Annotated in this window: 23 protein-coding genes; 9 read left to right on the top strand and 14 right to left on the bottom strand. The window is 60.5% G+C overall.

Features of this window, described 5'->3' with window-relative positions; all coding sequences use genetic code 11:
* The first annotated feature begins 2 nt into the window (after positions 1 to 2).
* The 3 genes from ACP7BE_RS13555 to fdhA all read left to right on the top strand — a co-directional run bounded on the left by ACP7BE_RS13555 (position 3) and on the right by fdhA (position 2905).
* A complete protein-coding gene (locus ACP7BE_RS13555; RefSeq protein WP_094999980.1) occupies positions 3 to 635 on the top strand; it encodes a sarcosine oxidase subunit gamma in 633 nt (210 codons plus the stop codon).
* A gap of 145 nt (positions 636 to 780) precedes the next feature.
* A complete protein-coding gene (purU, locus tag ACP7BE_RS13550; protein WP_016782559.1) occupies positions 781 to 1638 on the top strand; it encodes a formyltetrahydrofolate deformylase in 858 nt (285 codons plus the stop codon).
* Between the two features lie 67 nt (positions 1639 to 1705).
* Positions 1706 to 2905 (top strand): formaldehyde dehydrogenase, glutathione-independent, encoded by a 1200-nt coding sequence (fdhA, locus tag ACP7BE_RS13545; protein ID WP_094999840.1) that lies wholly within the window; start codon positions 1706 to 1708, stop codon positions 2903 to 2905.
* Between the two features lie 119 nt (positions 2906 to 3024).
* Here the strand turns inward: fdhA and ACP7BE_RS13540 are convergent, their stop codons facing one another.
* Positions 3025 to 3699, bottom strand: coding sequence for an anti-sigma factor (locus tag ACP7BE_RS13540; protein WP_095019602.1), 675 nt, complete (start codon positions 3697 to 3699; stop codon positions 3025 to 3027).
* Positions 3696 to 4328, bottom strand: coding sequence for a sigma-70 family RNA polymerase sigma factor (locus ACP7BE_RS13535; protein ID WP_232527652.1), 633 nt, complete (start codon positions 4326 to 4328; stop codon positions 3696 to 3698). The genes ACP7BE_RS13540 and ACP7BE_RS13535 overlap by 4 nt, the downstream gene beginning before the upstream one ends.
* A gap of 182 nt (positions 4329 to 4510) precedes the next feature.
* Here ACP7BE_RS13535 and ACP7BE_RS13530 point away from each other — a divergent pair, with 182 nt between their 5' ends.
* Positions 4511 to 5068 (top strand): DUF2780 domain-containing protein, encoded by a 558-nt coding sequence (locus tag ACP7BE_RS13530; RefSeq protein WP_094999842.1) that lies wholly within the window; start codon positions 4511 to 4513, stop codon positions 5066 to 5068.
* 3 nt (positions 5069 to 5071) lie between these two features.
* On the opposite strand, the gene ACP7BE_RS13525 is transcribed toward ACP7BE_RS13530, so the two are convergent.
* Positions 5072 to 5959: an acyltransferase gene (locus ACP7BE_RS13525; protein ID WP_094999843.1), complete on the bottom strand. Its 888-nt coding sequence runs from the start codon at positions 5957 to 5959 to the stop codon at positions 5072 to 5074.
* Positions 5960 to 6181: 222 nt separating this feature from the next.
* On the opposite strand from ACP7BE_RS13525, the gene ACP7BE_RS13520 reads away from it, so the two are divergent.
* Entirely contained in the window at positions 6182 to 6682 is a 501-nt protein-coding gene (locus tag ACP7BE_RS13520) for an ATP-dependent zinc protease family protein (RefSeq protein WP_095019604.1), read from the top strand.
* 122 nt (positions 6683 to 6804) lie between these two features.
* On the opposite strand, the gene mtgA is transcribed toward ACP7BE_RS13520, so the two are convergent.
* Entirely contained in the window at positions 6805 to 7560 is a 756-nt protein-coding gene (gene mtgA, locus ACP7BE_RS13515; RefSeq protein ID WP_370688633.1) for a monofunctional biosynthetic peptidoglycan transglycosylase, read from the bottom strand.
* Positions 7561 to 7605: 45 nt separating this feature from the next.
* Here mtgA and ACP7BE_RS13510 point away from each other — a divergent pair, with 45 nt between their 5' ends.
* The 4 genes from ACP7BE_RS13510 to trmB all read left to right on the top strand — a co-directional run bounded on the left by ACP7BE_RS13510 (position 7606) and on the right by trmB (position 9844).
* Positions 7606 to 7977, top strand: coding sequence for a DUF423 domain-containing protein (locus ACP7BE_RS13510; RefSeq protein ID WP_094999845.1), 372 nt, complete (start codon positions 7606 to 7608; stop codon positions 7975 to 7977).
* An 80-nt stretch (positions 7978 to 8057) separates the two neighbouring features.
* Positions 8058 to 8258 carry a sulfur carrier protein ThiS gene (thiS, locus tag ACP7BE_RS13505; protein WP_016782550.1) on the top strand — a complete coding sequence of 67 codons (201 nt, stop codon included), beginning with the start codon at positions 8058 to 8060 and terminating at the stop codon, positions 8256 to 8258.
* Positions 8259 to 8317: 59 nt separating this feature from the next.
* Positions 8318 to 9112 (top strand): thiazole synthase, encoded by a 795-nt coding sequence (locus ACP7BE_RS13500; protein ID WP_019828053.1) that lies wholly within the window; start codon positions 8318 to 8320, stop codon positions 9110 to 9112.
* A 9-nt stretch (positions 9113 to 9121) separates the two neighbouring features.
* Positions 9122 to 9844, top strand: a complete 723-nt coding sequence (trmB, locus tag ACP7BE_RS13495) for a tRNA (guanosine(46)-N7)-methyltransferase TrmB (RefSeq protein WP_094999846.1) — start codon at positions 9122 to 9124, stop codon at positions 9842 to 9844.
* 164 nt (positions 9845 to 10008) lie between these two features.
* On the opposite strand, the gene ACP7BE_RS13490 is transcribed toward trmB, so the two are convergent.
* The 10 genes from ACP7BE_RS13490 to ACP7BE_RS13445 all read right to left on the bottom strand — a co-directional run bounded on the left by ACP7BE_RS13490 (position 10009) and on the right by ACP7BE_RS13445 (position 16992).
* Positions 10009 to 10332 carry a DUF3392 domain-containing protein gene (locus tag ACP7BE_RS13490; RefSeq protein ID WP_016782547.1) on the bottom strand — a complete coding sequence of 108 codons (324 nt, stop codon included), beginning with the start codon at positions 10330 to 10332 and terminating at the stop codon, positions 10009 to 10011.
* 9 nt (positions 10333 to 10341) lie between these two features.
* Positions 10342 to 11556 (bottom strand): radical SAM family heme chaperone HemW, encoded by a 1215-nt coding sequence (hemW, locus tag ACP7BE_RS13485; protein WP_094999847.1) that lies wholly within the window; start codon positions 11554 to 11556, stop codon positions 10342 to 10344.
* Positions 11553 to 12149 (bottom strand): RdgB/HAM1 family non-canonical purine NTP pyrophosphatase, encoded by a 597-nt coding sequence (gene rdgB, locus ACP7BE_RS13480; RefSeq protein WP_094999848.1) that lies wholly within the window; start codon positions 12147 to 12149, stop codon positions 11553 to 11555. The genes hemW and rdgB overlap by 4 nt, the downstream gene beginning before the upstream one ends.
* Positions 12146 to 12583, bottom strand: coding sequence for a DUF4426 domain-containing protein (locus ACP7BE_RS13475; RefSeq protein WP_094999849.1), 438 nt, complete (start codon positions 12581 to 12583; stop codon positions 12146 to 12148). Before ACP7BE_RS13475 ends, rdgB begins: the two co-directional genes overlap by 4 nt.
* A gap of 26 nt (positions 12584 to 12609) precedes the next feature.
* The gene (gene metW / locus ACP7BE_RS13470; protein ID WP_016782543.1) at positions 12610 to 13230 is read right to left on the bottom strand and encodes a methionine biosynthesis protein MetW; all 621 of its coding nucleotides are present in this window, start codon (positions 13228 to 13230) and stop codon (positions 12610 to 12612) included.
* Positions 13231 to 13237: 7 nt separating this feature from the next.
* On the bottom strand, positions 13238 to 14377 hold the full coding sequence (gene metX, locus ACP7BE_RS13465; protein WP_094999850.1) for a homoserine O-succinyltransferase MetX: 1140 nt from the start codon (positions 14375 to 14377) through the stop codon (positions 13238 to 13240).
* Between the two features lie 187 nt (positions 14378 to 14564).
* Positions 14565 to 14855 (bottom strand): DUF167 domain-containing protein, encoded by a 291-nt coding sequence (locus tag ACP7BE_RS13460; protein WP_095019607.1) that lies wholly within the window; start codon positions 14853 to 14855, stop codon positions 14565 to 14567.
* Positions 14855 to 15442 (bottom strand): YggT family protein, encoded by a 588-nt coding sequence (locus ACP7BE_RS13455; RefSeq protein WP_094999852.1) that lies wholly within the window; start codon positions 15440 to 15442, stop codon positions 14855 to 14857. Before ACP7BE_RS13455 ends, ACP7BE_RS13460 begins: the two co-directional genes overlap by 1 nt.
* Positions 15443 to 15453: 11 nt before the next feature.
* Positions 15454 to 16272, bottom strand: a complete 819-nt coding sequence (proC, locus tag ACP7BE_RS13450; RefSeq protein WP_426106159.1) for a pyrroline-5-carboxylate reductase — start codon at positions 16270 to 16272, stop codon at positions 15454 to 15456.
* 33 nt (positions 16273 to 16305) lie between these two features.
* Positions 16306 to 16992 carry a YggS family pyridoxal phosphate-dependent enzyme gene (locus tag ACP7BE_RS13445; RefSeq protein ID WP_095019608.1) on the bottom strand — a complete coding sequence of 229 codons (687 nt, stop codon included), beginning with the start codon at positions 16990 to 16992 and terminating at the stop codon, positions 16306 to 16308.
* Positions 16993 to 17087: the final 95 nt, after the last annotated feature.

The raw sequence follows: 17087 nt of genomic DNA, 5'->3' as shown, positions 1-17087 counted from the left end.
TCATGACCACAGCCAACGTATACCAACAGCGCCCGGAGTCGGGCGCCAAAGCCGAATCCTCGCTGCACCATGCCAGCCTGGCCGGCCTGATCGGCAAGGGCCGGAAAAACCCTGGCGTGACCGTACGCGAGAAAAAACTGCTGGGCCACCTGACCCTGCGCGGTGACGCCAAAGACCCGGCCTTTGCCGAAGGCGTGCACAAGGCCCTGGGCCTGGAACTGCCCGTGGCCCTGAGCCTGGTGGCCAACGCTGATACCTCGCTGCAATGGATGGGGCCGGATGAGTGGCTGCTGATCGTCCCCGGTGGCCAGGAGTTCGCCGTGGAGCAAGCTCTGCGGGCGGCGCTGGCTGGGCTGCATATTTCGGTGGTCAACGTCAGTGGCGGGCAACAGCTGCTGGAACTGAGCGGGCCGAAGGTGCGCGAGGTGCTGATGAAGTCCACCAGTTATGACGTACACCCCGACAATTTCCCGGTGGGCAAGGCGGTGGGCACGGTCTTCGCCAAGTCGCAGCTGGTGATTCGTCATACCGGCGAAGACACCTGGGAACTGCTGATCCGCCGCAGTTTTTCGGATTACTGGTGGTTATGGTTGCAGGATGCGGCGGCTGAATACGGGTTGAGCGTGGAGGCGTAAACCCGCCTGCTGTCCCCTGTGGGAGCGGGCTTGCTCGCGATGGCAGCCCCTCGGTCAACCGGATGCACCGAGTTGTTTGCATCGCGGGCAAGCCCGCTCCCACACCTGTAAGTGCGCATTCCAACAACAACCAAGGACTCCCGCCATGAGCCGCGCCCCCGACACCTGGATCCTCACCGCCGACTGCCCGAGCCTGCTGGGTACCGTCGACGCGGTGACGCGTTATCTGTTTGAGCACCGCTGCTACGTCACCGAGCACCATTCCTTCGACGATCAGCGTTCGGCGCGTTTTTTTATCCGCGTTGAGTTCCGCCAGCCCGACGGCTTCGATGAACACGAATTTCGCGCCGGCCTGGCCGAGCGCGGCCAGGCCTTTGGCATGACGTTCGAACTGACACCGCCACACCATCGGCCCAAAGTGCTGATTATGGTGTCCAAGGCTGACCACTGCCTCAACGACCTGCTCTATCGCCAGCGCATTGGCCAGTTGTCGATGGACGTGGTGGCCGTGGTCTCCAATCACCCCGATCTGGAGCCTCTGGCGCAGTGGCACGGCATCCCCTACCACCACTTCGCCCTCGACCCGGCCAACAAGCCTGCGCAGGAGGCCAAGGTTTGGCAGGTGATCGAAGACACCGGCGCCGAGCTGGTGATCCTCGCCCGCTATATGCAAGTGCTGTCCCCCGAGCTGTGTCGCAAGCTCGACGGCAAGGCGATCAACATTCACCACTCCCTGCTGCCCGGCTTCAAGGGCGCCAAGCCCTATCATCAGGCCTACGAGAAGGGCGTCAAACTGGTCGGTGCTACCGCCCATTACATCAACAACGACCTCGACGAAGGCCCGATCATTGCCCAGGGCGTCGAGGTGGTAGACCACAGCCACTACCCCGAAGACCTGATCGCCAAGGGCCGTGACATCGAAGCGCAAACCCTGGCTCGAGGCGTGGGCTATCACATTGAGCGGCGCGTTTTCCTAAATGGAGGTCGTACCGTGGTGCTGTGAGCCCGCGCCACCTTCTAAGCTGCAAGCAGCAAGTTAATCCCGCCAATAACAACTAAGGGTGAATACGATGGCTGACAATCGCGGTGTGGTGTACCTGGGCAACGGCCAGGTTGAAGTGCAAAGCATTCCTTTCCCCAAGATGCAGAACCCTCAGGGCAAGCCCATCCACCACGGCGTAATCCTGCGGGTAGTGTCGACCAATATCTGCGGCTCCGACCAGCATATGGTGCGTGGCCGCACCACGGCGCAAACCGGGCTGGTGCTGGGTCATGAGATCACCGGCGAGGTGATCGAGGCCGGGCGTGATGTGGAACACCTGAAAGTCGGCGACCTGGTTTCGGTGCCGTTCAACGTGGCGTGCGGCCGCTGCCGCAGCTGCAAGGAACAGAACACCGGCGTGTGCCTGACCGTCAACCCGGCCCGTCCCGGCGGCGCATATGGTTACGTGGACATGGGCGACTGGGTTGGCGGTCAGGCTGAATATGTATTGGTGCCTTACGCCGATTTCAACCTGCTCAAGCTGCCGAATCGCGATGCGGCGATGGAAAAAATCCGCGACCTGACCTGCCTCTCCGACATCCTGCCCACCGGCTATCACGGCGCCGTCACTGCTGGCGTTGGCCCTGGCAGCACGGTGTATATCGCCGGTGCTGGCCCGGTGGGGCTGGCGGCTGCGGCTTCGGCGCGCTTGCTGGGTGCGGCGGTGGTGATTGTCGGTGACGTTAATCCGATTCGTCTGGCCCACGCCAAGGCGCAGGGTTTTGAAATTGCCGACCTGTCCAAAGATACGCCCCTGCACGAACAGATCGCCGAACTGCTGGGCGAGCCGGAAGTGGATTGTGCGGTGGATGCAGTGGGTTTTGAAGCTCGCGGGCACGGCCATGACGGGGTCAAGCATGAAGCACCGGCCACGGTGCTCAACTCGCTGATGGGCGTGGTGCGGGTGGCGGGCAAGATCGGCATTCCGGGCCTGTATGTGACCGAAGACCCGGGTGCGGTAGACGCGGCGGCGAAGAAGGGCAGCCTGAGCATCCGCTTCGGGTTGGGCTGGGCCAAGTCCCACAGCTTTCACACCGGGCAGACGCCAGTGATGAAATACAACCGCCAGCTGATGCAGGCGATCATGTGGGACCGGATCAAGATCGCTGACATCGTAGGTGTTGAAGTGATCAGCCTGGACGACGCGCCGCGGGGCTATGGCGAGTTCGATGCCGGTGTGCCGAAGAAGTTCGTGATCGACCCGCACCGGATGTTCAGCAAGGCATAAACACCAGCGCCAACCCTGTGGGAGCGGGCTTGCCCGCGATTGCAGCACCTCGGTTATTGAGATGTACCGAGTTGTCTGCATCGCGAGCAAGCCCGCTGCCACAAGTGCGTGGATTGTTTTTACAGGCTGGCCAGCGGCCCCTGATACAGCACGGGGCCCGTCGGCTGACCGGTTGGCGAGCCGCCTTGCGGTTCCAGGCTCACGGCGAGCACCACCGGCACCCTGATGAGTTGCTGCTGACTTTGGCTAAGGGTTATGCGGCCATCGCCATCGCGGGGGATCAGTCCAAGGGACACCGGTTTGCCTTCAACCGGTATCGCCCACAGTTCCAGGCTGCTGCCCCCATCCACCGCCGACAGCTCCAGCGGTTTTACTTTCAGATAATCGCTGTGGGCCTCGATGCTCAGGCCGGGCTGCGCAGTGCCGCTGAGCAGGGTGGCTTTGTACTGCACGCTGTCGCGATTGTAGAGCAGGCCGGCAGTCACGACGATCAGCAATGAGCAGGCAAGTGCACTCAAACGCAGCCAGTTCCAGAACGGACGCTTTGCCGGCACATGCAGGGTTTGCGGCTCGATACGGGCCACGATGGCCCGCCACACGCGATCCGGTACGGGTTGCTCGATCAGTGGCTCGGTCAGCAGGTTGAGGTGTTCCAGCCAGCGGGCCAGTTCGGCGCGCAGGAGCGCGTCGCCCTGCAGCAGGTGCTCAAAACGCCTGCGGGCCGTGGGCGGCATCAGCCCGATGGCGTAATCGGCGGTCAGCGCACGGCGTAACTCGGGTGTTTGATAGTTCATGATTCGAGGCACCTGCGCAGTCGCTGCATACCCCGGCGAATCCAGGATTTGACCGAACCGAGGGGTGCCGCCAGTTGCTGTGCCAGCTCGCTGGCGCTCAGCCCATGGAAGTAGGCGCTGGTGATGCTCTGGAGTTGCATGCCTTCGAGTTGTTCCAGGCACTGGTTGAGGGCGCAGGCTTCACGGGCGCTGCCCAGTTGGTCGAGGGCGCTGGGACTGTCATCGGCCACGTTGTCTTGCTGCTGGTCACTCAAGGGCAATTCACGGTGTTTGCGCAACTGGTCGATGGCCTGGTTGCGGGTGATGGTGATCATCCAGGTCAGCGGTGCCGACAAATGGGCTTCGTAACGTGAGGCGCTGTGCCAGATACGCACAAAACTTTCCTGCACCACATCCTCTGCCAGGTCGCGTCGGCCCATGCAGCGCAAGGCCACGCTGTACAAGCGCGGGGCCACGCTGCGGTAGAGGGTTTCAAAGGCGCGTCGATTACCCAATGAACATTGGGCCAACAGCTTTTCAAGGTAATCGGTATTGGCGGTTAAAATAGCTGTTCTCCCCTCAAAAAAAGCCAGGACTTCAGACCAGTTGTCGGTTGAGGGTAGTTCAGGGTATAGGGTTGTTCCAATCATGTGAGTTACCTCGCTGCTCTGTATACGCAGGCAAGGGCTCAGCGGATGCACACGTTTTCAATTAAGATTACAGACCGTTTGACCTGATAGTGGCACTTGGGAACATCTGCCCGGTTTTTGGGTCTTACCCATAGTTTTACCGCTCCCTGGCGGGCGGCTTTTTGGTTCTAGAGGTTGAAGCGATGAAAAAGTTGAGCGGCGTGGCACTGGCAACATTGATGACCGTGGCAGCGAGCCCGGTGTTCGCAGGTTTCAGCCTGAGCGACGTAGCCAACGTGGCCGCGCAGGTTCAGGGTGGCAACGGTAATGGCGCCACCACGGACAAATCGGCCCAGGCCGTGCAGATGCTGACCAAGGTCAACGAGCTGGGCGTCAAGCCTGAGCAGGCAGCGGGCGGTATTGGCGCGATGTTGAGCCTGGCGAAAAACCAGCTGACCTCCAGCGACTACTCCGAACTGACTCAGCAAGTGCCGGGCGTGAACAAGCTGGCTGGCGCCGGTGCCCTGGGTCAGTTGAGCCAGTTGGGCGGCCTGCTGGGCAAATCCAGCGGTGTTTCCGAGACCGCGACCAGCGCTGTCAGCAACGTGGCCAACACTGACCAGCTGAACGCCGCATTCACGGCGCTGGGCATGCAGGACGGTATGGTTGCCAAGTTTGCTCCGGTACTGCTGGACTACTTCAAGGGCCAGAACGTCAGCACTTCGCTGCTGAGCAAGCTGGGCAGCGCCTGGGGCGTTTAAAGGCTAGCCGCGCTCGGCACGCAAGGTGCTGATACGCTGGTCTTTCAGGGTCCAGAGCTGGTTGACCCAGCTCTGGACCTGCTCACGAAACACCGGGTCGTTTTCGTAATCCCCCTGCCACAATGCCGGATCCAGTTCGCGGGTCTGTATATCGACAATCACCTTGGGCACCTGCCCGCTGATCAACTGCCAAAAGCCCGGAATCTTTGCCTGTGGATACACCACAGTCACGTCGAGCACGGCATCCAGCTGTTCGCCCATCGCCGCCAGCACAAACGCCACCCCGCCTGCCTTGGGCTTGAGCAGCCAGGTATAGGGTGAATGTTGTTGCGCGTGTTTGGCCGGGGTAAAGCGCGTGCCCTCGAGGTAATTGACGATCGTCACCGGCTGGCGCTTGAACAGTTCGCAGGCAGCCCGGGTGATCTTCAGGTCTTCGCCTTTGAGCTGCGGATGTTTGGCCAGAAAGGCCTTGGAATAGCGCTTCATGAACGGGTAGTCGAGCGCCCACCATGCCAGGCCCAGAAAGGGGACCCAGATCAGTTCTTTTTTCAGGAAGAATTTGAAGAACGGCGTGCGCCGGTTCAGGCCCTGCATTAACGCGGGGATATCGACCCACGACTGGTGGTTGCTGATCACCAGATACGAGGTATCGCGGCTCAGACCTTCGGCGCCGCGAATATCCCATTGGGTGGGCAGGCACAGGGCAAAAATGCGTTTGTCGATTTCGGACCAGGTTTCGGCAATCCACATCACCGCCCGCGAATTGTAATCGCGCAGGCGCCCCGATGATGCCAGTTTGAGCAGGGCAAACAGCATCAACGGCCCGAACAGGATCAGGGTGTTGCACAGCAACAGCAGGGTAACCAGACAGCCGGTGAGCAGGCGGCGCATAAGCAACTCTTGAACGTTTAAGGACTGGCCATGATAAGCAGACTGGTGCTGAACGCCAAATCCATGGACCTTGTGGGAGCGAGCCTGCTCGCGATAGCCTCAACGCGGTGAAGCAGACTCACCAGGTCGCCAGTATCGCGAGCAGGCTCGCTCCCACACACACAGTGTGAACCTACTGTGGATAAGTGGTCTAACTCTTACTTTTTCAAAGGAAATGCCTGCATGAAGTCTGTTCTTGCGTTGCTGTCTGTATTGGCGCTGCCGGTGATGGCCGCCGAGCCGACCCTTTACGGGCGTTACGAGTACATCAAATTGCCGGAAATCGGCGAGACCCTTAAAGCCAAGATGGACACGGGTGCCTTGACCGCGTCGCTGTCGGCCAAAAATATCCAGACCTTTACCCGTGACGGTGAAGAGTGGGTGCGCTTCCAGCTGGCCACCGAAGGTGCCAGCAGCAAAGTGTATGAACATAAGGTGGCGCGCATCAGCAAGATCAAAAGCCGCGCCGATGAAGATGAAGACCGGGAAACCCCCGAAAGCGCCAAGCGCCCGGTGGTCGATCTGGAAATGTGCCTGGGTGATGTCAAACGCACGGTGGAGGTCAACCTCACCGACCGGAGCAGCTTCAACTACCCGCTGTTGATTGGCGCCAAGGCACTGCGTGAGTTTGGTGCGGCGGTAAACCCGGCGCGGCGCTATACAGCGGACAAACCGGATTGCTGAGTGAGTGCTTGGCCCTCACCCCAGCCGCTTGATCGGGGTTGACGCGGATTTTGAATTCGCTGGAGATCGGCCCCCTCGCCCTTTGGGAGAGGGCTGGGGTGAGGGGCTTGCAGATTTTCAGGTTAGCCCGCCCAAGGCGCCTTGCGTGAGTTGTTCAGTGTGGTGAGATAGCTGTCGCCCCCCAACTGGCTCATCTGCTGACGAATCCACCCGGCGCGGCGGCTGACATAGGTGCTGGGGTGGCTTGCACTCCAGTTCAGCGGGCTGGGCAGCACGGCCGCCAGATAACTGGCCTGCTGGCGCGTAAGGTTTTTGGCACTCACGCCAAAGTGATGCTGCGCTGCAGCCTCGGCGCCGAACACGCCTTCATCCCACTCCGCACTATTGAGGTACACCTCAAGAATCCGCTGCTTGGGCCACAACACCTCGATCAACGCGGTAAACCAGGCTTCCAGGCCTTTGCGCAGCCAGCTGCGACCGGACCACAAAAACAGGTTCTTCGACACTTGCTGGCTCAGCGTACTGGCACCGCGCAGCGTTCCGCCTTGTTCGTTGTGGATCAGCGCAGCCCTGATCGCCCCGAAGTCAAAACCCCAGTGCTCGGGGAATTTCTGATCCTCACCTGCCATGACCGCAACTTTCAGTTCGTCGGATATTTCATCCCACGGCCGCCAACTGCGCTGCAGGTCAATCGGCTGGCCGTCAAGCCATGACTCGACCTTGCGTTCGACCATCAGCGCCGTGCCGGGAAGCGGTACCCAGCGAAAAACCAGCACCAGCAATGCGCTGCCCACTGCGAACCAGAGCAGGACCTTGAGAAAGCGATGAACAAGAAAACGCAGCATGGATGACTTGGCCGAACCCGTTGAGCGGGCCATTATACAGACCCTGCGCCATTCCATGATCCTGACTGGAGTAACCCCATGCTGCGCGTTTTTTTGATGCTGGCCGCATTCTTCGGCTTTACCGGTGTTGCTTTGGGTGCTTTCGCGGCCCATGGCCTTAAAGGCCGCCTGACTGAACAGTATCTGGCTATTTTTCATACAGGCGTGACCTACCAGTTGGTCCACACCCTGGCCCTGTTTGGCGTGGCCTTGCTGGCCACTCATCTGCCCGGGCGCCTGGTGACCTGGGCAGGTGTCTGTTTTGCTGTCGGCATTGTGCTGTTTTCCGGCAGCCTGTATGTGCTGACCATGACCGGCATCAGCAAGCTGGGGATCATCACGCCCTTCGGCGGCCTGGCATTTCTGGCCGGCTGGCTGTGTTTGGGGCTGGCCGCCTGGCGCCTGAGCTGAGCCTGCAAGATGAATGGCTTGGGTCGGCCTGACTGATCGGGCTAGAATGCTGGCCCCTTAAAATGAAGGCAGCGTCGCGCATGCTCATTCAGTTGAACGGTGAATCCTTTGAACTACCCGACGGCGAGACCGTCGCCGACTTGCTGGCCCGTCAGGAACTGACCGGCCGCAGGGTTGCGGTCGAGCTGAACCTGGACATTGTCCCGCGCAGCCAGCATGCCGAGACGGTACTCAAAGCCGGTGACCAGGTCGAAGTGGTGCATGCCATCGGTGGCGGCTAGGTTTTTGCCCTGCCCATCATGCTCGACCCGCAAGTGCACATAATTAAAGAGGATTCCCGATGAGCAACGTTCGCAGCGACAAGCCTTTTACCCTGGCCGGCCGTACTTACCAGTCGCGCCTGCTGGTGGGCACCGGCAAGTACCGTGACCTTGAAGAAACCCGCCTGGCCATTGAAGCCTCGGGTGCCGAGATCGTCACCGTCGCCGTACGCCGCACCAACATCGGTCAGAACCCGGGCGAGCCGAACCTGCTCGATGTGTTGCCGCCGGATCGCTACACCATCCTGCCCAACACTGCAGGCTGCTATGACGCGGTTGAAGCCGTACGTACCTGCCGCCTGGCCCGTGAACTGCTCGATGGCCACAAGCTGGTCAAGCTTGAAGTGCTGGCCGACCAGAAAACCCTGTTCCCCAACGTGATCGAAACCCTCAAGGCCGCCGAGATTCTGGTCAAGGACGGTTTCGACGTAATGGTGTACACCAGCGATGATCCGATCATTGCCCGCGAGCTGGAAGCCATGGGCTGCATTGCCGTGATGCCGCTGGCTGGCCTGATTGGCACCGGTCTGGGGATCTGCAATCCCTACAACCTGCGCATCATCCTTGAAGAAGCAAAAATTCCGGTACTGGTCGATGCGGGTGTGGGCACTGCCTCCGACGCGACCATCGCCATGGAAATGGGCTGCGAAGCGGTGCTGATGAACTCGGCCATCGCCAATGCCCAGCATCCGATCATCATGGCCGAAGCCATGAAACACGCCATTGTGGCGGGCCGCCTGGCGTACCTGGCCGGGCGCATGCCGAAAAAACTCTATGCCAGCGCCTCTTCGCCGCTGGATGGTCTGATCAAGTAAGAGCCACTGATGACTGAATCACTAGACACCCCAATCCCGGAAGAAGGCGACGATCGCCAACACCGTCGCATCAAGAGTTTTGTGATGCGCGCCGGGCGCATGACCGAAGGCCAGCAACGCGGCCTCGATCAAGGCACGCCGCTGTATGTACTGCCACTGGCTGACGCGCCGGTCGATTTCGACCAGGTGTTTGGTCGCTCTGCGCCGCGCACCCTGGAAATCGGTTTTGGCATGGGCCATTCCCTGCTGGAAATGGCAGCGGCTTCGCCTGAACAGGACTTTATCGGCGTAGAGGTTCACCGTCCGGGTGTGGGCGCGCTGCTTAACGGCGTGTTGACCCAGGGCCTGACCAACTTGCGGGTATACGATTGCGATGCAATCGAAGTCCTGACCCGTTGCGTGGCAGACAACAGCCTTGATCGCCTGCTGCTGTTCTTCCCGGACCCTTGGCACAAGAGCCGTCACCACAAGCGCCGGATCGTGCAAGCGTCCTTCGCCGAACTGGTGCGCTCCAAGCTCAAGGTTGGCGGCGTGTTGCACATGGCTACCGACTGGGAACCGTATGCTGAATACATGCTGGAAGTGATGAACGTCGCGCCGGGTTACCGCAATCTGGCTGAAGACGGCAAGTGCGTGCCACGTCCGCCTGAGCGCCCGGTGACCAAGTTCGAACGCCGCGGCGAACGTCTTGGGCACGGTGTGTGGGATTTGAAGTTCGAAAAACTGGCTTAAGCGGTTTTTCAATCACCGGCCCCACCCTGCTTTGGGGTCGGTGAAGTTCGTACGAAATCTGTGGGAGCGGGCTTGCTCGCGATGGCATCACAGCGGTGAATCAGATGCACCGCGTAGCCTGTATCGCGAGCAAGCCCGCTCCCACACGATATCCTGGGTGTTCTTCAGCGCCGATCCGCCACCACCCCGATCAATACCAGCACCACCAACAGCACCGGTGCCAGGCTGTAGTTGTTGAACTGGCTCAACCCGCGTTCGACCCAGGGCGTGGCGTAGATCAGGGCCGCACCGCTGCCGATCAGGCAAAGCAGGGCCATCAGCGGCACGCGCAGGGCGCCCGCAATGCTGCCCAGACGTTGTTCGACCCAGCCCTTGAAGTCGGCACCGAACAGCACCAGTACACAGCCAATCAAGGCCAGAGCGATCTCCGAGAGGTGACTGCGGCTCCAGCGCGATACGTTGGCAAGCAGGTCGAGTACCAAGTCCATTCGATTTCCTTAGGTCAAAAAGTGCTGCAACAGGTCATTGAGAAACAGCTGGCCCCGGGCAGTTGCCGCCAGGCGTGACGGTTCGACCTGCAATAAGCCACTTTGTTCGGCTGCTTTGCGTCCAGTGCTCAAGCTGTCCAGTGGTAACCCCGTGCGCTGAGGGTAGAGCGCCGAGTCAACGCCGTCGGTCAGGCGCAAGGCGTTCATTAGAAACTCAAATGGCAGCTCTTCTGCTGTAAGAGCTTTCTCTCCTGCTTGAAAGGATTTCGCTGGATTCAGGTAGTCCTTTGGCAGACGAGTTTTCCAGGTGCGCACGATACGGCCATCAGGATGGCTCAGTTTGCCGTGGGCGCCAGCGCCGATGCCGATAAAGTCGCCGAAACTCCAGTAATTGAGATTGTGCCGCGCCGGCCGGCCGGGCTGGGCGTAGGCCGACACTTCGTACTGGGTGTAGCCGTGCTCGGCGAGCAGCGCTTGACCGGCTTCCTGAATGTCCCACAGGGTGTCGTCTTCCGGCAGCACGGGGGGCTGGTTCCAGAACACCGTGTTGGGCTCCAGGGTCAGCTGATACCACGACAGATGCGTCGGCTTGAGTGCAATAGCCTGGCGCAGGTCGCTCAGGGCGTCCTCCAGGGACTGATCGGGCAAGCCGTGCATCAGGTCCAGGTTGAAGTTGTCAAAGCCCGCCAGTCGCGCCATTGAGGCTGCACGCACAGCTTCATCGCCGTTGTGGATGCGACCCAGGGCCTGCAGCTTCTCTTGCTGGAAGCTCTGGATACCGATCGACAGGCGATTGATGCCCAGCTTGCGGTAAGCCACGAACTTTTCCTGCTCGAATGTGCCCGGGTTGGCTTCTAGGGTGATTTCGATATCACTGGCAAACGGGATGCGCGCTTCAACGCCTTTTAGCAGGCGCCCCAGAGCGTGTGCGCTGAACAGGCTCGGTGTGCCGCCGCCGAAGAAGATCGAGCTGAGCTCGCGACCATAAACAGCGTGCAGGTCCTGATCGAGGTCGGCCAGCAGCGCGTCGACGTATTCGTCTTCGGGCAGCACCGGGCTGGCGGTGTGGGAGTTGAAGTCGCAATACGGGCATTTGCGCACGCACCACGGAATATGGATATACAGCGACAGAGGGGGCAATTGGCTCAGCGGCGCGCGCGGCGCCTGCTGGGTAAAGCCAGCCGCGCCCAGATAGAGCGGCTGTGGAGGTGTGTCGTGGGTCATTTCAGGCCCAAACGCTGACGCAGCAAAACCATGGCGCGCGCACGGTGGCTCAGCTGGTTTTTCTCCGTGGGGCTGAGTTCGGCGCTGGAGCAGTTGCGCTCCGGTACCCAGAACAGCGGGTCATAGCCGAAACCGTGTTCGCCGCTGGCTGCAGGCAGGATGCGCCCGTGCCACAGGCCTTCACAGATGATCGGCAGCGGGTCGTCGGCGTGGCGTACCAGTGCCAGCACGCAGACAAACTGTGCACCGCGCTCTGCCTCGGGCACGTCTTTGAGGGCGTCGAGCAGCTTGGCGTTGTTGGCCGCGTCGCCTTTGCCGTCTGCATAACGTGCCGAATAAATGCCCGGCGCGCCGCCGAGAAAGTCCACGGCCAGCCCCGAGTCGTCGGCCAGTGCCGGCAAGCCCGAGAGGCGTGCGGCATTGCGGGCTTTAAGAATTGCGTTCTCAACAAACGACAAGCCGGTTTCTTCCGGCTCAACGCTGCTGAATTCTCCAATCGAGCGCAACTGCACCGACTCGCCGAGCATGGCCTGAAGTTCTTTGAGTTTGCCGGCGTTGTGGCTAGCCAGTACCAGTTGCGTGAGGTTCATCATTCGATTGGAGCGACCATTTGAGAAAATTGGATGGTTTCAGAGGTAGCGCCGCCTGCCTTCACATCCACTTTGAAGGTGAAGGTCTGCGGCCCGGCCACCGGGAACTGGGCCAGATAATTGATTTCGCCGTTCTTGCCCACCTGACGGAAGGTCAAGGGTATCGGCTTGGCATCGCCCGTCCGGACCGTGCCTTGAACGTTGGCGGCAATGTTCTTGCCGCCCTTGTTCAGGGTGATGTTGAGCACCGCATTGGTTTTGCTGCGGGTGACTTCAAATTCGTTGGCGATTTCCGGCGTCAGGAAAGTCGACGGGAACGCGTTGTAATACACCGTTGTGTCGCCAAACGTCTGTTGACGCTGGGCAGATGTGCCGTCACCGGCAAAAGCCTGCATGCCAAAACACATCGAAAGCAGTAGTAATCCAATACGACCCATTGTCACTCTCCTTAGAACTTGCTGGTTTAGACCGCGACCTGATGATCCTGAAGGCCGGGACTGCTGACACGATAAATGCCAATCTCGCCCAACAGGTTAGGCCATATCTTGCTCGCCCACCCGTGTCGGTGTTGTTGATCTACGGCAAGGCGGTTGATCACTTGTGCTTCGCGCTCGCGGCACAGCGCCTCGAAGTCTTCGAAAGTACAGAAGTGAATGTTCGGCGTGTTGTACCAGGTGTAAGGCAGGAATTCGGAGACCGGCATCCGCCCCTTGCTGGCCAGGTACCAGCGGCAACGCCAGTGGCCGAAGTTCGGAAAGGTGATGATGCACTGGCGACCGACGCGCAGCATTTCATCGAGGATCCGGTCGGGGTAGTGCACGGCTTGCAGCGCCTGGGTCATGACCACGATATCAAAGCTGTTGCTGGCGAAGTTGCCCAGGCCCTTGTCGAGGTCCTGCTCGATGACGTTGATGCCCTTGGCCACACATTCGGCAATGTTGTCCGGGTCGTTTTCCAGGCCGTAACCGGTGACTTGCTTGTTGTCGCGCAGCCAGCTCAGCAGTTCGCCATCACCACAACCAAGGTCGAGCACGCGGCTGCCGGCGGGGATCCAGTCTTGGATGATTTCCAGGTCGGCTCTCATGGCGTTCTCACAGTTCTATGCGGTTCATGTAATTGCTGAAGGCTTGCAGGTAGCGCGGAATCGGGATCAGAAAGGCGTCATGGCCTTGCGGAGCGTCGATTTCCAGGTAGCAGACGTCTTTTTTCGCGGCCATCAATGCATCCACCAGCTCCCGCGAGCGGGCCGGCGAGAAGCGCCAGTCGGTGGTGAACGACATCACGCAGAAGCGTGCCTTGGCCCCGGCAAAGGTTTTGGCCAGGTCGTCGTCAAAGTTGGCCGCCGGGTCGAAGTAGTCCAGCGCCTTGGTCATCAACAGGTAAGTGTTGGCGTCGAAACGCCCGGAGAACTCTTCGCCCTGATAACGCAGGTAGCTCTCGACCTGGAACTCGACGCTGTGGAAGTCGTAGTTGAGGTTTTCGTTCTTCAGGCCACGGCCGAATTTTTCGCCCATCGAGTCATCGGACAGGTAGGTGATATGCCCGACCATGCGTGCCAGCATCAGGCCGCGCTTGGGAATCACGCCTTTTTCCTGGAACGAACCGCCGTGGAACTCGGGGTCGGTAAGGATGGCCTGACGAGCGACTTCGTTGAACGCGATATTTTGCGCGGACAATTTGGGCGCCGAGGCAATCGCCAGGCAATGGCGCAGGCGATCAGGGTAACTGATGCTCCACTGCAGCGCCTGCATGCCACCCAGGCTGCCGCCGATCACGGCGGCCCATTGGCTGATGCCCAGCCGGTCCGCCAGGCGAGCCTGACTGTGGACCCAATCTTCAACGGTCAACACCGGGAACTCGGCGCCAAACGGCCGGCCGGTTTCAGGGTTCATGCTGCTTGGGCCGGTAGAACCGTTGCAGCCGCCCAGGTTGTTGAGGCTGACGACGAAGAACTTGTTGGTGTCGATTGGCTTGCCGGGACCGATGCAACTGTCCCACCAGCCGGGCTTGCGATCATCGGCGCTGTGGTAGCCCGCCGCGTGATGGTGCCCTGACAGTGCGTGACAGATGAGTACGGCGTTGCTGGCCGAGGCATTGAGCTGGCCGTAGGTTTCGTAGATCAGATCATAGGCAGGCAGTGAGCGACCGCAGGCTAGCGCCAGGGGCTCGTTGAAGTGCGCTGTTTGCGGCACGACCAGACCAACGGAATCGGGGGGAAAGGCAGCTGGCATCGACCCTGCTCTCATTTAAATGAGGCGTAAGTCTAATGAGCGGGGGGCGTAGCAGCAAGCAATGGTCTGGGCTGATTTTATGACCTGTAGCCAAACTCTGTGGGAGCGGGCTTGCTCGCGATTGCATCACCGCAGTTTGTCGACCGAGCGCGGTGCCAGTATCGCGAGCAAGCCCGCTCCCACAGGTTCAGGGCCTGGCCAGCCCCGGCAAGTCCGGCAGTTTTTTGGGTGCATGCAAGCGCACGCGTTTCTGCCGGTTAAGCTCGCCGCTCACCAGGCTGACCTGACTTTTGGCTATGCCGAACGCCTTGGCCAGAAAGGCCATCAGGTGGGCGTTGGCCTTGCCCTCTACCGGTGGGGCGGTGAGACGGATTTTCAGGCGGTCACCGTGCAGGCCGGCGAACTCGTCGCTGCTGGCCTTGGGTTGCAGGTGACAGTCGAGAATCAGGTCCTCGCCGTCCCAACGGTAGTAGCTCATCAGATCAGGCCGAACAAGATGACCGGCATGCCGACGTACATGGCCAATGGCGGGATCACGAAGCTCTGGATCAGCTGGATCACCATAAACGCCAGGATGGGCGAGATATCCAGGCCGCCCATGCTTGGCAGGAAGCGGCGGAACGGGGCCAGGGCAGGTTCGGTGATCTGGTTGACCAGTTCAGCACCAGGGCTGGTGCTGCCGGGTGCCACCCACGACAGGATCACGCTGATGATCATGGCGAAGAAGAACACTTTCAAAAACAGCGCAGTCACGCCAATGATCGCCCAGAGCAGCAGGCCAAAGACGTTGAACGACATGTAGCTGAGCGTCAGGACCACGGCGAAGATCACCATCTGCACGATGATCGCCAGTACCAGCGATGACATGTCCAGGCCGAACAGGCTCGGGATCACCCGGCGCAGCGGCTTGAGCAGCGGCTGGGTGGCCTTGACGATGAACTGGCACAGCGGGTTGTAGAAGTTCGCCCGCACCAGTTGCAGGATAAACCGCAGCAGTACGATCAGCAGGTAGAGGCTACCCAGGGTTTGAATCACGAAAATGGCAGCGCCATTAAGTCCGGACATCATGTGCTCCTTTATTGACCTAGTTGTTCGGCCATTTCGGCCGAGCGGTGCGCGGCGGCACTCAATGCTTTTTCGACCGTGGCGGCAAAGCCGTCGGCCTGGAATGACTTGATCGCTGCTTCAGTAGTACCGGCAGGCGAGGTCACGCGGCGGCGCAGCTCGGCAGCATCGACATCGCTGGCCACGGCCATGTGCGCGGCACCCAGTGCAGTCTGCTCGGCAAGCTGCTTGGCCACGTCACGGGGCAGGCCGAGCTTGACGCCGGCATCGGTCATGGCTTCGATCAACAGGAAGAAGTACGCCGGGCCGCTGCCGGACACGGCAGTCACGGCATCGATCTGCGCTTCGCTGTCCACCCACACCACAATGCCCACGGCGCTTAGCAGTTGTTCAGCCTGCTGGCGTTGCTCGGCGGTAACATCGGCGGTGGCAAACAGGCCACTTACGCCCTTGCCCAGCAGGGCCGGGGTGTTGGGCATGCAGCGTACCAGCGGCTGGTTGCCCAGCCATTCAAGCAGGCTGGCGCAGGTAATGCCGGCGGCAATGGATACCAGCAGTTGATGGGGCTTGAGGTGCGGGCGCAGGTCCTGGCACACGGCTTTCATGGCCTGTGGCTTGACCGCGATCACGATCACATCGGCGTCCTGAATGGCTTGCGCGTTATCGGCAAACAGTTCGATGCCATGCTCGGCGGCCACTTTGGCCCGCGTCTCGGCACCCGGATCGCTGGCGCGGATCTGTGCTGCATCCAGGCCTTTGGCCAACAGGCCGCCGATCAAGCTGGAAGCCATGTTGCCGGCGCCGATAAAGGCAATACGCATTTTGCTCATAACCGATCCTTATAAAAAATGAGACAGGCCGTTTCAGGCCTGGCCGTAGTCGCGGGCGCCAAATAATGCAGTGCCGATGCGTACCCAGGTGGCGCCTTGGGCAATCGCAGACTCCAGGTCATGGCTCATGCCCATTGAAAGCGTATCAAGGCCCATGTTCAGGCTTTCTTGCAATGTGCGTACTGTCGCAAAGGCTGCGTCCTGCTCGGCGCGGTCCTCCGTGGGCTCGGGTATCGCCATCAGGCCGCGCAGTTTCAAGCGTGGCAGGGCGCTGATGGCGGCCGCCAGCGCAGGAAGGTCTGCCGGGGTACAGCCCGACTTGCTGGCCTCACCGCTGACATTGACCTGAATGCAGATATTGAGCGGCGGCAGGTTTGCCGGGCGCTGTTCAGACAGGCGCTGGGCAATTTTGAGCCGGTCAACGGAATGCACCCACGCAAAATGCTCGGCGATGTCGCGCGTCTTGTTCGATTGAATGGGGCCGATGAAGTGCCAACACAAGGGCAGGTCGGCTAATTCGAGCTGTTTGGCGCGGGCTTCCTGCAGGTAGTTTTCGCCAAAGTCGCGAATGCCCGCGGCATGGGCTTCACGCAGCGCGCCAGCAGGTTTGGTCTTGCTGACAGCGAGTAGATGAATGCTCGTTACATCACGTTGCACAGCCAGTGCGGCTGCACGGATGCGCGCCTCAACCCGGGCAATGTTGCCTGCTATCGTGGACATTCGTGTAAGCCCGCTGTTGTGAAAGTCAGCGGCATTCTACTGGAATTGGGAGGGGGGATGGATATCGCTGACCTGGTTGGCATGCAGCCGCTGGA

Source organism: Pseudomonas sp. TWR1-1-3, from assembly GCF_049896805.1.
Taxonomy (GTDB): Bacteria; Pseudomonadota; Gammaproteobacteria; order Pseudomonadales; family Pseudomonadaceae; genus Aquipseudomonas; species Aquipseudomonas bubulae.
The sequence above is the reverse complement of the archived record's forward strand: the minus strand, read 5'-3'. Positions and strand labels throughout refer to the sequence as shown.

Bases quoted from the DNA above. Each gene is read 5' to 3' on its own strand.
- ACP7BE_RS13555 (WP_094999980.1), top strand. From the start codon at position 3: ATGACCACAGCCAACGTATACCAACAGCGCCCGGAGTCGGGCGCCAAA.
- purU (WP_016782559.1), top strand. From the start codon at position 781: ATGAGCCGCGCCCCCGACACCTGGATCCTCACCGCCGACTGCCCGAGC.
- fdhA (WP_094999840.1), top strand. From the start codon at position 1,706: ATGGCTGACAATCGCGGTGTGGTGTACCTGGGCAACGGCCAGGTTGAA.
- ACP7BE_RS13540 (WP_095019602.1), bottom strand. From the start codon at position 3,699: ATGAACTATCAAACACCCGAGTTACGCCGTGCGCTGACCGCCGATTAC.
- ACP7BE_RS13535 (WP_232527652.1), bottom strand. From the start codon at position 4,328: ATGATTGGAACAACCCTATACCCTGAACTACCCTCAACCGACAACTGG.
- ACP7BE_RS13530 (WP_094999842.1), top strand. From the start codon at position 4,511: ATGAAAAAGTTGAGCGGCGTGGCACTGGCAACATTGATGACCGTGGCA.
- ACP7BE_RS13525 (WP_094999843.1), bottom strand. From the start codon at position 5,959: ATGCGCCGCCTGCTCACCGGCTGTCTGGTTACCCTGCTGTTGCTGTGC.
- ACP7BE_RS13520 (WP_095019604.1), top strand. From the start codon at position 6,182: ATGAAGTCTGTTCTTGCGTTGCTGTCTGTATTGGCGCTGCCGGTGATG.
- mtgA (WP_370688633.1), bottom strand. From the start codon at position 7,560: ATGGCCCGCTCAACGGGTTCGGCCAAGTCATCCATGCTGCGTTTTCTT.
- ACP7BE_RS13510 (WP_094999845.1), top strand. From the start codon at position 7,606: ATGCTGCGCGTTTTTTTGATGCTGGCCGCATTCTTCGGCTTTACCGGT.
- thiS (WP_016782550.1), top strand. From the start codon at position 8,058: ATGCTCATTCAGTTGAACGGTGAATCCTTTGAACTACCCGACGGCGAG.
- ACP7BE_RS13500 (WP_019828053.1), top strand. From the start codon at position 8,318: ATGAGCAACGTTCGCAGCGACAAGCCTTTTACCCTGGCCGGCCGTACT.
- trmB (WP_094999846.1), top strand. From the start codon at position 9,122: ATGACTGAATCACTAGACACCCCAATCCCGGAAGAAGGCGACGATCGC.
- ACP7BE_RS13490 (WP_016782547.1), bottom strand. From the start codon at position 10,332: ATGGACTTGGTACTCGACCTGCTTGCCAACGTATCGCGCTGGAGCCGC.
- hemW (WP_094999847.1), bottom strand. From the start codon at position 11,556: ATGACCCACGACACACCTCCACAGCCGCTCTATCTGGGCGCGGCTGGC.
- rdgB (WP_094999848.1), bottom strand. From the start codon at position 12,149: ATGATGAACCTCACGCAACTGGTACTGGCTAGCCACAACGCCGGCAAA.
- ACP7BE_RS13475 (WP_094999849.1), bottom strand. From the start codon at position 12,583: ATGGGTCGTATTGGATTACTACTGCTTTCGATGTGTTTTGGCATGCAG.
- metW (WP_016782543.1), bottom strand. From the start codon at position 13,230: ATGAGAGCCGACCTGGAAATCATCCAAGACTGGATCCCCGCCGGCAGC.
- metX (WP_094999850.1), bottom strand. From the start codon at position 14,377: ATGCCAGCTGCCTTTCCCCCCGATTCCGTTGGTCTGGTCGTGCCGCAA.
- ACP7BE_RS13460 (WP_095019607.1), bottom strand. From the start codon at position 14,855: ATGAGCTACTACCGTTGGGACGGCGAGGACCTGATTCTCGACTGTCAC.
- ACP7BE_RS13455 (WP_094999852.1), bottom strand. From the start codon at position 15,442: ATGTCCGGACTTAATGGCGCTGCCATTTTCGTGATTCAAACCCTGGGT.
- proC (WP_426106159.1), bottom strand. From the start codon at position 16,272: ATGAGCAAAATGCGTATTGCCTTTATCGGCGCCGGCAACATGGCTTCC.
- ACP7BE_RS13445 (WP_095019608.1), bottom strand. From the start codon at position 16,992: ATGTCCACGATAGCAGGCAACATTGCCCGGGTTGAGGCGCGCATCCGT.